The organism is Paraburkholderia caffeinilytica (assembly GCF_003368325.1).
GTDB classification, from domain to species: domain Bacteria; phylum Pseudomonadota; class Gammaproteobacteria; order Burkholderiales; family Burkholderiaceae; genus Paraburkholderia; species Paraburkholderia caffeinilytica.
The window spans coordinates 45,012-58,863 of sequence record NZ_CP031468.1 but is presented as its reverse complement, the minus strand read 5'-3'; the positions used below and the strand labels follow the sequence as shown (position 1 = coordinate 58,863).

The window sequence follows — 13,852 nt, the reverse complement described above, 5'->3', positions numbered from 1 at the left end:
CGCGTTAAATATAAACGTCTTTTCTTCATTCCAAGGTATTCGTTCTGGTACCCAGCGTCGATAAAACAACGGCGCCCACACGTGGATGCTGGTCGGCCTATGAATCTGCCTATAGTGAGAGTGTGTCATGTTAGATAGTGAATGCGATGAGAAGCTGCCGTTCGGCGAGCTGATTCTTTTGGCCATCCAACACGTGCTTATTATGTATGCCGGTGCAATTGCGACGCCCTTGATTATCGGTGCGGTCCTCAAATTGCCCAAAGACCAGGTTGCGTTCCTTATAAACGCAGATTTGCTGGCGGGCGGACTTGCGACGCTGGTCCAGACGATTGGCTTCAAAGGCGTAGGTATTCGTCTGCCGATTATGATGGGTGTCACCTTCACCGCGCTCGGGACGATGATTGCCATCGGCTCGAATCCCGACTTGGGATTACTTGGAATTTACGGCGCAACGATCACCGCGGGCATTTTCGGCATTCTGGTGGCCCCGCTGATTGGTAAGTTGCTGCGATTTTTCCCTCCCATCGTCACCGGCAGCGAGATTCTCATGGTTGGTCTTTCGCTGATGGGCGTGGCAGCGGCTTGGTCTGGCGGCGGTTTTGGCAATCCGGACTTCGGCAATCCAGTCTATCTGTGTATTGCCGGCGCTGTGCTTGTCTTTGTTTTGTTGCTGGTGAAGTTCGCCCGAGGATTTGTGGGGAACTTGTCGATTCTGTTGGGTCTCGTTTTCGGCTTCCTGCTTGCCATCCCACTTGGGCAGGTCTCGCTCTCGGGTTTGCAGGAGGCTGGATGGATTGGCTGGGTGATGCCCCTGCACTTTGGCCTTCCGAAATTTGACCTTTGGGCAACTGCGTCAATGTGTGTGGTCATGCTAGTGACCTTTGTTGAGTCGGCGGGGATGTTCCTCGCGATTGGCGAAATCACCGGCAAACCAATCACCGAGAAAGAGTTGACGCGCGGTTTCAGAGCGGATGGCCTTGGTAACATCATTGGTGGGCTCTTCAATACGTTTCCCTACACGTCGTTCGCACAGAACGTCGGCCTTGTCGCGGTAACGGGTGTAAAGAGCCGATGGGTGTGTGCAGTAGGTGGGGTCATTCTTATCCTGCTGGGCTTGGTTCCGAAACTTTCGGTAATCGTCGCATCAATTCCTCCATGCGTCCTGGGAGGAGCCGGCATTGTGATGTTCGGGATGGTTGCTTCAAACGGAATCAAGACGCTCACTAAAGTCGACTTCGGCAAAACGCACAACCTTTACATCGTGGCGATAAGCGTGGGTGTAGGGATGATTCCAGTCGTGTCGGACAAACTGTTCGCGAAGCTGCCGAGCGCTCTAGGCCCGATTCTCAACAGCAGCATCCTCCTGACTGCGGTTGTGGCCATCGTGCTGAACGTCATATTGAACGGCCTAGACACGAACGAGGAAGCTGCCCGTCTTACACTGGAGACTGCGAGAGACCTCGAGGTCTGAGGAATTTCGGCGAATTCGATTGCGGGAACGAGGCGCTACGTGTTGTTTATTACGTAGCGCCACTTTGCCTGCGCCTCGCGAACTTTCTGGGCCACCCCGGGACTGAGAATCTTTACCGCGCGAAAATTCACGTTCCTCGCGAACGGTCGTACGTTCTGGTACTCTGGTCACAGCAAGCGACTACGGAACCGGAGCGAAACGCCCTCAGGTTACGGAATGGTTGCACTTTCCGGGAATCGGACGCGAACGTCCGCACCTGCTGGTTTGACTCGCGATGGCACTCGACATCAAGCTGATTGAAGCATTTGCCGTCATCGTGCGGACATGCAGTCTGACGAAGGCGGAGGCGCTTACAGGCATCTCGAAATCCACCCTTAGCCGACATCTGCAACGACTCGAGGAGGATTTGGGCGTAGAGCTCATTGAGCGCTCTTCGAGGCGGGTTGTACCGACGGAGGCCGGAAAAGCCTTCTATATCCGCTGCGAGTCCTTGCTTCTGGAGATGGGCGGCCGGCTGGAACTCGCCAGGGCCGAGGTCCAGGAGTTGAGTAGCGGCGGCAAGGGACGACTCTGCATCCTTGCGGAAAACCACTTCACTACTACGTTCGTGTGCCACGTGACGCGACAGTTCCTGGCGAGATATAGCAATATCGTGTGCGAACTGTACGCAGCCGGTCGACCCGATTCTCCTCGCGTGGAAGATGCGGACTGTTATATCTGTTCCGAGGCACCCGACCTGCCGAATGTGATTGCCAAGCTCATTGGCAGACTCAGCTATGGACTGTATGCGAGTCCCATCTACGCGCGTCGGCAGGGGCTGCCATCGGACCCAAGGGAGCTGGTGAAACACGAACGGATTGCTCTACGCGAGCCTGATTCCGCGAGTCAGACGACGCTCCATTCGCAGCAGACGTCCCATCCTTATATCAGCCGTTCAATCATTGAGACGAATGACTACTGGGTAATGAAGACTTTCTGCGTAGACGGGCTGGGCATTGCGCTTTTGCCCGACTTCTTCGTCCAGCCGGAAATCCGGCATGGAAGCCTGATACCAGTTTTGCCGGCGTGGAAGCCCGAGATGCGGCGAATCTTTTGCGCGTACCATCGGCAACGCTATGGGAGCAAGAAGCTGAAGAGCTTCATCGACCTGGTCGCCCAGAGCGTCGGCGACATACCGACCTTCAATAATTACGTTGCAACGTCCGCGACAATCATTCCTGAAGTAACGCCTGACTGAAAAAGCGATATGGTCAGGTCGGGCGGGTTGCTCTGACTGACTTCTTGGTTAGACCAAAGATTGCCGCCGGATCTGGCACGACTGCGGGGCCGGCGGCCGCGGCTCGCCCAAAAGACTCAGGATTTGCTCCATGCTGGCTCTGGCATCAGGCGACCTTGCCTCCATACGTTTTCGCGTACATCTCGGCGATATGCTCGCCAACCGTATATTCGCGCGCAGGACCGCCCTGTGGGGCGCCGCAAGACGCCAGCGGCTTGATACGGAAGAAATAGTTCGGGTCAAAGAACGTCGGAACCGAATAACGATGTCTGTCTGGCGTGGAATTTAGCACTCGGTGCATGGTGGAGTGATAAAGGCCATTCGTCAGCACAGGAACCATGTCGCCGAGATTGATAATGAAAGTACCAGGGATATGCGGCGCGCGCACCCACTCGCCATCCGCGTTTCTCACCTCCAACCCACCGACCTCATCCTGCAATAGCATCGTCAGCATTCCCCAATCGGTGTGCGCGCCCGCGCCGAGCTGATTCCCTTGGCCGACCCTGGGCTGAGGTGGATAGTGGAGGAGCCGCGTCGTAATCATCGGCATGTCGAGCCCCTCGGAAAAATAGTCCTCGGGCAGTTCGAGCGACAGCGCAAGCACGCTCATCAGGTGTCGACCCAGAGCGAGCATCCCAAGTAGATATGCATCTGTCGTCGGAGCCATACTGGGAACGGCGTCCGGCCATTGATTCTGACTGTTGTACTCCCCCTTGGTCACGTATGCCTGCAGGCCGTTAATGCCCGCCAGGAAGCCTTCCTTCAGGTCTGGCATCGAGCCATCGTCCAGCGCCTGACTGGACATTGGCTCATAGCCGCGCATCGTCGGGTTGTTATTGATATTGATTTTGAGCTTCTCTTCCAGGGGAAGTGCAAAGAACGCGCGTGCAAGGGCAAGTTGACCTTCGGTCATCGATTCCGACATGCGGTGGTTCGAGACATAAAAGAAGCCGGTATCGCGGCAGGCCTTATGAACCTCCCACGCAACTTTCTTTCTCGCCTCGAGGTCGGCGGAAAAGCTTTCTTCAAGGTCGATGACAGGGATGAATTTTGCAGCGGTGGGGGGCGTATAAGTAAGCATGATTCTGGTCCAAAAACAGGCCATGACCCAATCAGCGGGTGCCGCCAAAGGACTATGGCCGGGCGGTAGACCAAATCTATCGCTACAGATTTCGGCGCGGAAGGGCATCCATGAAACGCAACGTTTCAGTTTTGGGACGTAAAACTCTATTTAGCATGAAGATTCATTGACCCCCCCGTACAACGGGCATTCCAGCGAATACCCCTGCACCTTTCCGTTCGGCCTTGTCCCTGGCAACCGTTAAGCCGCCCAGATAGGGATTTTCACTGATTTTGAAACGCTTGGAAATTTGGCTTTTTTGGAATACCTTCTGGTGTACCAGAGTTGCGCACTAGAAGGCCAGGCTGTCAAGCCTCTTGTGGGCATCACACGTGGTGCAGAGAAGATCCTCTGTCCCCGAAATCGGCCTCCATCCCAACAAGGACCGCGGTTGCCGATTATGTGATCCGGTTCCCATGCCGGAAGAAGTAGTAAGGATGTAGCCCACACCTAGGGACGGCAGCATACGATTCAACCGAAACAAGCGTTTAGGAGAACTATATGAAGAAACAAATATTGGCAGTTGCGGCATGCCTCATGGTCGCATCACACGCCCAGGCATTCGAATGGTCGGACGACACGATTTCCTATTGGTACGGTCCGTACTTCAGAATGCCTGGCACAGTCAGCCCGAACCATCCGAATGGCAACAACATCGGTATGAACAATATCGAGTTCACACATACGGACGGCTTCAAGTACGGCACAAACTTCTTCGATGCGCTACTTCTGATGTCGAACAGGCAGGATCCAGCGAATTCGACCGGCCATCAACCTCAAGGAGCCTTCGAAGGCTGGTTCGTGTATCGGAACGACTTGAGCTTCAACAAGATTTTCAACACACAGGCATTCACCTTCGGCCCGTTTTCCGATATTGGCTTCAACTCGGGCTTCAACTGGGATGCAAAGAACAATTACTACGCCTCAGGCGAATTCGCATTTCGGTTTGGCCCGAGCTTCCACATCAACGTTCCTGTCGGGTACTGGCAGATTTCCCCAGGCGCCTACAAGGAAATGAACAACGACGGCTTTAACGGTCCGACCAACTTTCACTGGACATACAACATTGAAAGTTCGTGGAATATTCCGTTCGCTGTCGGCCCGGTTCCGCTCAGTCTCCAAGGTTACTTGAACGTCATTGGGCCGAAAGGCAACGACTTCAAGCAAACGACGAAGACTGAAGTGTTGTTCCATCCAAAGATCATGGTCGACGTGGGCCAATTGGTGTGGGGTAAGAAGAACTGGATTGAGGTTGGTGTGGGGTGGGAATACTGGTATCACAAGTTCGGCGCGAACAACTCTCTGGGCGGTGCAATCCAGAGTACGCCTTTTGTTGAAGCAACGCTCCATTTCTAACAAACGACTGATGACTCGGTCAGCCCCTCCCACAATTCCATCAAACATAGGAAATGCCATGTTGAAGATCTACCACGGAGCGCTTCGCCACACGGCGCTTGCGCTACTCGCTTTGCAATGTCTTGTCACGTCTGTTGAATCGGACGCTGCACCAGCACCCTTGGACATCTCCGTTGTCTACTTCGGAAACCCGGGAGATGGCGGTTGGACACACTCCCATGAGGTTGGCATTGCTGCTGCCGAGAAGCAGTACGGAAATCAGATTAAGGTCACCCGCGTTGAGAACGTCCCCGAGAGCGCAGACGCGTCACGCGTGTTCAGGAACCGTGCATCGCAAGGAGATAAGGTCATCATCGGGACAGCCTTTGGTTACATGAATCCGATGTTGCAGGTAGCACGCGACTACCCGGATACCGTGTTCCTGAATAGCTCGGGATACAAGAGTGCACCAAATCTTGGAACATACAATGGTCGCGTCTACGAAGCCGAATATCTCGCCGGCGTCCTGGCTGGCCAGATGTCGAAGTCACACGTTCTGGGCTTCATCGGTTCCATGCCGATTCCGGAGGTCGTGCGCAACATTAACGCCTTTGCGCTCGGCGCTCGCTCTGTCGCGCCGAACACTGTCGTAAAGGTCCTCTGGATTAACAGCTGGTGGGACCCGGGCAAGGAAAAGCAGGCTGCCGAGACGCTCATTGGACTCGGTGCAGACGTGTTGACCCAAAACACGGATTCGACGGCAATGATGTCCGTTGCTGAAGACCACAAGGTGTACGCGTTCGGGTTTGACTCCGACATGAGTAAATGGGGTCCAAAGGCGCAGATTGGGTCCATCGAATACAACTGGGGTCTCTATTACGTTAAGGTCATCGACGAGATCCAGCATAATACCTGGACGAACAAGCCGGTGTACTGGGGCGTCAAAGAAGGGATGGTCGACCTCACACACGTCAGCGCGTCAGTGCCAGAGCAAGTTCAGCAGGTCACCCGCGATGCTCGGGAATCACTCAAAAGTGGGCGCCTGGCCCCGTTTACCGGTCCCATCAAGGACGACACGGGGAAGATTCGTATTGAGGCGGGAAAATCCCTATCCGATGATCAACTCGGCAGCATGAATTGGTTCGTCGATGGAGTGCAGGGCAAACTGGCGCCATGAAGGTGTCCCATTCTCAATTCTTTCCATTCTCGCAGCGCAGTTTCACTGGCGTGCATCTGTGCGAGCGGGAAGAGTATCCAGTGGGCTAGAAGCTCGAACGGCCGCGTATTCACCTGTGTGGAATACGTGCGCCTGAGTCCCACGCCGATGGCGCAGCTCTAAGCGGCCGACCATGTCGGCCAAGCAAGCAGGTTTAAGCAATCGATAAGGGGAAGACACTATGAAGGTCGGCAACGTTGTTCGTACGGTTTTGGGTGTGGTTTCGGTAGCGTTGGCTTGCAACGCTCTCGCGCAGCCGCCAGGAACGAGCAGTGATACACAGGCTGCAGCCAGTGCCTCTTCGTTGCGGGTAAGCGATGGCACGCTGCGCCGGCAGGTCAAGGCGGCGCTCAAGAAGGCAAAGGGATTGACCGCAATTGACATCGCTGTGCGGGCAAAAAGCGGGCAGATTACGCTCCAAGGCACTGTAAAAAATCAGCAGCAGATTGACCTTGCTGGGCAGGTTGCCAGCAACGTACCCGGAGTCACATCGGTGAATAACACATTGACCGTGAACCGGCCGACGAACTCGTGGCGATGACTCGCGACGATACATCAAGCTGAATCTGAGCGTCTCCGAAGGTTAGCGACGCTCAGAATAGAGAATCGTCAGCGCTCCAATAGCCCACCGCGTATCTGGCATGGACAGCGTGTGACCCGCGGAGCACGCTCGGCATCTGCCAGGAGCAGCAAATGTCAAGTCCGGATCTTTTCCAAGAATGCGAGCGTGAAGAACGCATAGGTTTGCGTTTGTTCACCATACTTGACACTGTCTTGAGAGAACAAAGTGTGTCGCGCGCGGCGGTTCAACTTAATATGTCTCAATCGGGGGTTAGTGCCATCCTCGCTCGGCTACGCGACCTACTCGGTGACCCACTTCTTGTTCGCGGTAAGAACCGACTAGTGCCTACGGAGCGTGCGCTGGAAATTACCGAGTCGCTTTCGATTATCACGGGGTGCGCTGACCTTTTGACAGGTCGAACACAAGGAGGGTTGAATGCTATCGTCCCGAGGAAATGCCTAATCGCCTGCGTAGATGAACTTTCGAGCTTTTTAGTTCCGGCTATCACTGCCGAAATTCTGGGCAGTTCCGAGCACACGACTGTTGAATTCAAATCGATGGACTCGTCCGAAGTGTTTGAGGAACTCGGTTCGGGACGACTCGATACAGCCATCGTGAGCGGATTTGAGACATGCTCGACGGGCCAGGAGTTCTTGGGCAACGATGAGCTCGTCTGTCTGATGAGCGACGAGAATCGATTGTCGCGACAGAGCTACGTGTCTTCCGCTGAGTATGGGCAATCCAACCAAGTTGTCTTGGCATCCAACATCAGGAAACCTCAGCCAGCTTTGGACGTCGTGCTCCGTAACGCGGGCCTTTGGCGCCGAAATACGATTGCCGTGCCTTTCGTGGATGTGATACCACATTTGCTTGAGCGGTCGGATTTGTTATTCACCACGACGAGGAAGTTCGGCGAGCATTACGCCGCCCTCCTGCCGCTTCACATTGGAAGGATTGACGTCACTTTGCCGAATGTCACGTACTATCAAATTACGAGCGTGGCAGCCAGAGACCCGTTGCGCGTAGGTTGGGTCGCGGCTAAAGTCAGACTTGCATGTGCGCCACGTTTCGCGGACGCCGAGGTGAAAGAGAAATAGCGCAACCTCCAAAGCACCCCACTGACCCATGAAAACCCAGCCCGCTTCAGTCTACGGAATCCAACCCATTGCGACGTACCGTACCAAGGGCCAGCGCGATTTTCTAAGACGTCGAAGATAGCGTCGATTTAATTAATTCCGCATCGTTGGAAGGTGAGACTCTACTTCAACCTCGGCCCGCTAGCGTCGGTCACTCTCTTCGTTTGATGCTGCTTGGCGAAATATCGGTCGCGCCAGCACATCGTGCCGTCTGTTCGCCGACCGAGGCGGCGTCTCACGCCACATCGAGCGTTGTTTCTCCGAGAATGATTTTATGGACATTGGACGGGTAGACCCACTGGAGGGCTTGCCGTTCGATAAGTTCCATAAAGGCAGGTGGTCCGCTGCAGATTACTCGCGAGTTCGCTTGAGTAGGGCTGACAGCGTGGGCTGTCGCATTGGCTATCTGCTCCTCGCTGAGCCCGATTTGGTGTCGGATTTGAGCACGCTCACTTAGCTCGTCTAACTCAGCGCGGAAGACTAGCCGTTCAGGCGTCCGCGCGAAATTGTGAACCTCAAAGCAACATCCCGCTGTGGAGGCAAGTCTTCTCGCAAAGCCCGCAATTGCGGTTGCTCCCACACCCGCTGAAAACAGAATATGGCGCGCGCGTGGGTCTATCGCTACCTCAGCGCCCCGAGGAGCTCCGAGATAAATCTCGTCCCCTCGGTTCCACGAAGAAAGCAGACGAAATTCTTCGCATTTTTCTTCCGGCTCTTGCCGCACGTGCACTACGAATGCGTTCCGTCGTGAAGAGTCGTGCCACAACGGGAGCGAGTGCCTGGAATCAATCCCGTTGTGGCGGATAAGATCTACTATCGCACCGTCTTCAAACGGTGGCAGCTCCGAGTTGAGCGTCATCTCAAATTCAACAGCGTAGTAACCTTGTGCGACGGGCCGCTTTCCCGTGACAACAGCTGGAATCCTATCGTCGTGCATGTTTTCCCCACTACGAACTTGCAAAGGGTGGAAAGTTGGCCGGTGTAACGACGCAGATTTGCAGCCAACCGGAAGCGTTGTTCGTGGCATCAAGATTCAGGGTAGAACGCTGTCTTGTGGGCCGCAAGGTGCCGCCAGCAAATAGCGGCTATACGTCAGCCTCGATACTGGAACAAGCTTCCTCATTGCATGTCTCGTTGAAAATTGGGACGCGAGCGCCTTGTTCTGATCATCCCCACGGTTGCAACTTGACGTGCCCTGTTCTGAGCCGCGCCGCAGCTGCCGGCTGCAGATTTCTGGGCCATCGGCGCCGTCGTGACAGGTCGCAACCTTGAACGGAGGCGACGCCTTATAGACGTTATCGCGCCTTGGCGTTATATTCAACAGAATACAGCGAGTTGTTCGTGGCTGTGAATCAGTCAACTGGGCGGCTGATTTTTCTGCTGAAAACTTTTCCTTGTAATCGAGGCCTTTTAAAGCGAGCGCCCTGATTCCAGCTCCCTTTCCTCTTGGCCGACGAAAGCGCACCCACCATGTTCATCAGGCAACTCAAGTACTTGGTTACTCTTGCGACCGAGCAACACTTCGCAAAGGCCGCCGAGATATGCAATGTCTCGCAGCCCGCGCTGTCATCTGCAATACAGAGCCTTGAAGCGGAACTCGGTCTGGCACTCGTCAAGCGGGGACGCCGCTTCTTGGGATTCACGGAAGAAGGTGAGCGGGTGCTCGGTTGGGCCCGCCAAACTCTCGCTGCGCTCGAGAACATGAGACAGGACGCTTCCGCGTCTCAAGTCGGCCTGAACGGCACATTGAGATTTGGGTTCATTCCGACGACGCTGCCGATTGTCGGCCTATTGCTGGGGCCTTGTCGCGCGAAGTACGGTGAAATGTCTTACACGGTTCGCTCCTTAAGCTCTGAGGCCATTCTTCGTCAGTTGGACGAATACGAGATAGACATCGGCTTCACATACCTGGACGAGCGCGTGCAGGCCGGATTCGAAGTCTTGCCTCTCTATCGCGAGCGTTATTTCCTTCTTTCCCCAGCGAACAAGGCGGGGGAATCACGGCGCAGTGCAGTTCAATGGGCCGCTCTTGCGAATCTCCCGTTCTGCCTTCTGAGCACCGCTATGCAAAACCGTCAGGTGATAAATGCGGCGTTCAGGCGAGCGGGCATTCAACCAAACGTGGTGCTCGAAACAGATTCGTTGCTCGCACTGCACTCCAATGTGCAACACGCGGGGATGTACAGCGTCTTGCCACACAGTCTACTGAGTGTTCTTGACGACCTCAAAGAGCGTCGAGTGCGCGCGGTCCGTATCGAGCCAGAGCTCACGCGAGAGATAGGCTTGATTACCCGCAACAAGCCGTCGATGCAGCCTCTGGTAACAGCCATGTGGACCGAGGCAGTAAAGCTTGATCTGCAACATCAATTCGATTCATTGCTGTCAGGCTCAAAGCGTGTGGCCGTTTGATAAGTCTCGTTTATCTATGGATTCGTCGAAACGATTGGACGCGTTCGTTTGGAAATCCGAGACTCCAGTCATCGCCCCGACACAACGCCGTCGGGGCGATTCTTTCAATCAAACGGAGTGAGAAAAATGGCAAAGATTGTTTGCGTGTTGTATGACGATCCGGTTAGGGGCATGCCGAAAAAGTATGCACGCGACACTATTCCTGCGATCACCCATTATCCGGACGGACAAACCGCGCCGACGCCCGCAGCGATCGATTTCACACCGGGTCATCTGCTAGGTTGCGTGTCTGGTGAATTGGGGCTGCGCAGATATCTCGAATCGAAAGATCACCAGTTGGTCGTGACGTCCAGTAAAGATGGTGCCGACAGCGTGCTCGACCGCGAGCTCCGTGACGCCGAAATCGTTATCTCGCAGCCGTTCTGGCCGGCCTATATGACCGCCGAGCGCATCGCGAAGGCACCCAAGCTCAAACTGATCGTCACAGCGGGGATCGGTTCGGACCACACGGATCTGCAGGCAGCGATGGATCGCGGCATCACGGTGGCCGAAGTCACCTACTGCAACAGCAATAGCGTGGCCGAACACGTCGTGATGACGACGCTTGCACTCGTGCGCAACTATCTCCCGTCGTACGACTGGGTGACCAACGGCGGCTGGAACATTGCCGATTGCGTTGAGCGTTCCTATGACCTCGAGGGAATGCACGTGGGCACCGTCGCTGCGGGCCGTATCGGTCTGCGCGTACTGCGGCTGCTCAAGCCTTATGACGTCAAGCTGCACTATCTGGATCGCCACCGCCTGCCCGAGTCCGTCGAGAAGGAACTCAACCTGACTCATCACACCAGTCTCGAGAGCCTCACCAAAGTGTGCGATGTCGTGACGCTGAACTGTCCGCTACACCCGGAAACTGAGCACATGATCAACGCGAAGTCGCTCGCCAATTTCAAGCGCGGCGCTTATCTGATCAATACTGCACGAGGCAAACTGTGCGATCGCGATGCAGTCGCCGCAGCATTGGAAAGTGGTCAGTTAGCCGGCTATGGCGGCGACGTATGGTTCCCGCAGCCTGCTCCGGCCGATCATCCGTGGCGCAGCATGCCACACCATGGCATGACGCCCCACATCTCCGGTACCAGTCTGTCGGCGCAGGCTCGCTATGCCGCCGGCACGCGCGAAATCCTCGAGTGCTTCTTCGAAGGCAGGCCCATCCGCAATGAATACCTGATCGTGCAAGGCGGCAAACTTGCCGGCGTCGGCGCGCACTCGTATAGCGCGGGCAACGCAACGAAGGGTTCGGAAGAAGCCGCGCGCTTCAAGACGAGCTGACGCTGCCCATGTCGTCTCCGTCCGCCGCTCCCTCCGGCGTCGACGGGGCCTCGGCGCGACGCGTCCGGACCGGCAGCATCATGCTCGCCGGCCTGGGTGCGTTCGCGGCCGTGGCTTTCGTCGGCATGCTGGCCGCGAAAACCTCTCAACCGTGGGTACTCGGCTCTTTCGGGGCAACCTGTGTGCTGCTATTCGGGTTTCCGGCCAGTCCGTTTTCACAACCGCGCAACATCGTCGGAGGACACGTTCTGACATCACTGGTCGGTTTGCTGTTTCTTCAGCTATTCGGTCCAGGATGGCTGCCAATGGCCGCCGCCGCTGCATGTGCAACGATGCTGATGATGCTCACGCGCACTGTCCATCCCCCGGCCGGAAGCAATCCGGTCATCATCTTCTTGGCTCAGCCCAGCTGGTCTTTCTTGCTGCTGCCGACGCTCCTTGGGGCCTGTGTGCTGGCCTTGATTGGATGGCTTTACTGGACGATTGTCAAACGCGGTTCGTGGCCGAGTCGCTAGCACCTTCGGGTCAATACGACTCACGTTGCAATATCAATTGATCTAGCGACCTGGCTGAGTGATGTTTGCAAAGTTGATTGGCCACAGCGCTTTTCAAAATTGACGAAGGTTACTTTTTTTGATTTCGCAGCTTGCGATAGCCAGGTGGAGTGATGCAGCATCGTGAACAACAATCAAACGGCTTTGATGACCTATGAGGGGGAGGGCGTGGGGGTTTAAAAAAGTCTTCATATTGTCTTGTCAATACGTGGACAGGTGACGCCGCAGTACGGGCACTTTGTCGACCATCCGGTGTACGATCGGCTGCGCGATCACCCGCTGCGCGTGAGCCCGCCGGTCGTCTGAGGTCGGACGAAGATGTGCCGTCCCGGGGTGGGTTTGAGGTCGCGACAGGGGGCTCGATGTACAAAAAGAAGTCGCTCCACCTCAGGGTGGCGTTACCGTTCGTCGAGCCCATCGCAGAAGTGAACGAAATCACACCTCGCGCGGAGCAGGTGGAAGGGATAGGCAACCACGGGCGGCGGGCGCGCGCCGGATCGTTACGTCGTTGGTGATCGATGGGCTTGTGACTTCTGGTAAATTTATCGCTGCGCGGCGCAGTACAAATACAAAGACCGCGAATGACATCGTCGAGGTGTGTCATGGAAGTTCTTGATCGCGCGGCCGCCGTCTCGCCGGACGGACGCGCCGTGGTTTTCATGCTGTCGGCCCGCGGCCGCGACGCCGAAGGCGCGGTTGCGCGTGCTGCACTCGAAGAACACTTCTGGCTACCGCCCGACGCCGACGCGGCGCGCACACTCAAGACATTTGAAAACGGCCGCAACCGCATCGTCGCGGTCGCACAAAGAAAGTTACTCGCGCGGCCGGACGAGCCGCTGTGGCTGACCGTCAACGACTTTCTGACCCGTTAACCGACCGTTGACTGACGACGAGTGTCGCGTGGATGTGCATCGGATAAAAACCAAAAAAAGCACGACCGTTCAAATGTTGATCATTTCTTTTATGTCAAATTTAGGAATCCTATTTATATTTCACGCGACAATTAGCTCGTCAGAGACTCTGCTACGGCGTCCCCGGAATCGGAGAGTCGCTCTTCCCCTTCAAGAAATGCAGCAACTGGCGCTCAGCGTCCTGCACCTCGTGAAGCCGCGCTTTCGCGATCTGGGCGTCATGCAGGCACAGCAGCGCTTCAAAGTCACTGATGACGTCAGGCTCGAGCCGCCATTCGCCAGTTTCGTGAGCGTGAGCCAACGTGTTCTCGACGGCATATTCCGCGATTTTGAACTGCTCGGCCGGCAGATTCCCATAGCCGGCCCGCTGCAGGTACCAGCCGAGGTACACCGCACGCATGAGCTCATTGATCAGATGGGTATTGCCGTGGCCGTCGCGGCATGCAGCCAGCGCCAGATGACACGCTAGTGAACGTTCAATGGCAGAAGACCGGTCCATCGGCAACAGATGCGCTTTTGTCAGGGATCGATGA

At 55.8% G+C, this 13,852-nt stretch carries 12 protein-coding genes; 10 read left to right on the top strand and 2 right to left on the bottom strand.

Translation table 11 applies throughout. The features are described 5' to 3' along the window. Window positions 1-127 precede the first annotated feature (127 nt). On the top strand, window positions 128-1,471 hold the full coding sequence (locus DSC91_RS36790) for a nucleobase:cation symporter-2 family protein (protein ID WP_115783705.1): 1,344 nt from the start codon (window positions 128-130) through the stop codon (window positions 1,469-1,471). A gap of 274 nt (window positions 1,472-1,745) precedes the next feature. Beyond that, on the top strand, window positions 1,746-2,708 hold the full coding sequence (locus DSC91_RS36785) for a LysR family transcriptional regulator (RefSeq protein WP_115783704.1): 963 nt from the start codon (window positions 1,746-1,748) through the stop codon (window positions 2,706-2,708). Window positions 2,709-2,853: 145 nt separating this feature from the next. Here the strand turns inward: DSC91_RS36785 and DSC91_RS36780 are convergent, their stop codons facing one another. Then, window positions 2,854-3,828 (bottom strand): isopenicillin N synthase family dioxygenase, encoded by a 975-nt coding sequence (locus tag DSC91_RS36780; RefSeq protein ID WP_115783703.1) that lies wholly within the window; start codon window positions 3,826-3,828, stop codon window positions 2,854-2,856. Window positions 3,829-4,368: 540 nt separating this feature from the next. Here DSC91_RS36780 and DSC91_RS36775 point away from each other — a divergent pair. From DSC91_RS36775 to DSC91_RS36735, 8 genes are all read left to right on the top strand, one after another. Then, window positions 4,369-5,223 carry a hypothetical protein gene (locus tag DSC91_RS36775; RefSeq protein ID WP_115783702.1) on the top strand — a complete coding sequence of 285 codons (855 nt, stop codon included), beginning with the start codon at window positions 4,369-4,371 and terminating at the stop codon, window positions 5,221-5,223. A gap of 58 nt (window positions 5,224-5,281) precedes the next feature. Further along, window positions 5,282-6,379, top strand: a complete 1,098-nt coding sequence (locus tag DSC91_RS36770) for a BMP family ABC transporter substrate-binding protein (RefSeq protein ID WP_229758340.1) — start codon at window positions 5,282-5,284, stop codon at window positions 6,377-6,379. Between the two features lie 220 nt (window positions 6,380-6,599). Next, window positions 6,600-6,959, top strand: a complete 360-nt coding sequence (locus DSC91_RS36765) for a BON domain-containing protein (protein WP_115783700.1) — start codon at window positions 6,600-6,602, stop codon at window positions 6,957-6,959. Window positions 6,960-7,111: 152 nt separating this feature from the next. Continuing rightward, window positions 7,112-8,077 carry a LysR family transcriptional regulator gene (locus tag DSC91_RS36760; protein ID WP_115783699.1) on the top strand — a complete coding sequence of 322 codons (966 nt, stop codon included), beginning with the start codon at window positions 7,112-7,114 and terminating at the stop codon, window positions 8,075-8,077. Window positions 8,078-9,586: 1,509 nt separating this feature from the next. Continuing rightward, complete coding sequence (locus DSC91_RS36750; RefSeq protein WP_115783697.1) at window positions 9,587-10,525, top strand: LysR family transcriptional regulator; 939 nt, start codon at window positions 9,587-9,589, stop codon at window positions 10,523-10,525. Between the two features lie 126 nt (window positions 10,526-10,651). Next, window positions 10,652-11,854, top strand: a complete 1,203-nt coding sequence (locus tag DSC91_RS36745; protein WP_115783696.1) for an NAD-dependent formate dehydrogenase — start codon at window positions 10,652-10,654, stop codon at window positions 11,852-11,854. An 8-nt stretch (window positions 11,855-11,862) separates the two neighbouring features. After that, window positions 11,863-12,369, top strand: a complete 507-nt coding sequence (locus tag DSC91_RS36740) for an HPP family protein (protein WP_115783695.1) — start codon at window positions 11,863-11,865, stop codon at window positions 12,367-12,369. A 641-nt stretch (window positions 12,370-13,010) separates the two neighbouring features. Further along, window positions 13,011-13,280, top strand: coding sequence for a DUF1488 family protein (locus DSC91_RS36735; protein ID WP_115783694.1), 270 nt, complete (start codon window positions 13,011-13,013; stop codon window positions 13,278-13,280). Window positions 13,281-13,431: 151 nt separating this feature from the next. Here the strand turns inward: DSC91_RS36735 and DSC91_RS36730 are convergent, their stop codons facing one another. Continuing rightward, the gene (locus DSC91_RS36730; protein ID WP_167470555.1) at window positions 13,432-13,818 is read right to left on the bottom strand and encodes a hypothetical protein; all 387 of its coding nucleotides are present in this window, start codon (window positions 13,816-13,818) and stop codon (window positions 13,432-13,434) included. Window positions 13,819-13,852: the final 34 nt, after the last annotated feature.

Bases quoted from the DNA above. Each gene is read 5' to 3' on its own strand.
- DSC91_RS36790 (WP_115783705.1), top strand. From the start codon at position 128: ATGTTAGATAGTGAATGCGATGAGAAGCTGCCGTTCGGCGAGCTGATT.
- DSC91_RS36785 (WP_115783704.1), top strand. From the start codon at position 1,746: ATGGCACTCGACATCAAGCTGATTGAAGCATTTGCCGTCATCGTGCGG.
- DSC91_RS36780 (WP_115783703.1), bottom strand. From the start codon at position 3,828: ATGCTTACTTATACGCCCCCCACCGCTGCAAAATTCATCCCTGTCATC.
- DSC91_RS36775 (WP_115783702.1), top strand. From the start codon at position 4,369: ATGAAGAAACAAATATTGGCAGTTGCGGCATGCCTCATGGTCGCATCA.
- DSC91_RS36770 (WP_229758340.1), top strand. From the start codon at position 5,282: ATGTTGAAGATCTACCACGGAGCGCTTCGCCACACGGCGCTTGCGCTA.
- DSC91_RS36765 (WP_115783700.1), top strand. From the start codon at position 6,600: ATGAAGGTCGGCAACGTTGTTCGTACGGTTTTGGGTGTGGTTTCGGTA.
- DSC91_RS36760 (WP_115783699.1), top strand. From the start codon at position 7,112: ATGTCAAGTCCGGATCTTTTCCAAGAATGCGAGCGTGAAGAACGCATA.
- DSC91_RS36750 (WP_115783697.1), top strand. From the start codon at position 9,587: ATGTTCATCAGGCAACTCAAGTACTTGGTTACTCTTGCGACCGAGCAA.
- DSC91_RS36745 (WP_115783696.1), top strand. From the start codon at position 10,652: ATGGCAAAGATTGTTTGCGTGTTGTATGACGATCCGGTTAGGGGCATG.
- DSC91_RS36740 (WP_115783695.1), top strand. From the start codon at position 11,863: ATGTCGTCTCCGTCCGCCGCTCCCTCCGGCGTCGACGGGGCCTCGGCG.
- DSC91_RS36735 (WP_115783694.1), top strand. From the start codon at position 13,011: ATGGAAGTTCTTGATCGCGCGGCCGCCGTCTCGCCGGACGGACGCGCC.
- DSC91_RS36730 (WP_167470555.1), bottom strand. From the start codon at position 13,818: ATGGACCGGTCTTCTGCCATTGAACGTTCACTAGCGTGTCATCTGGCG.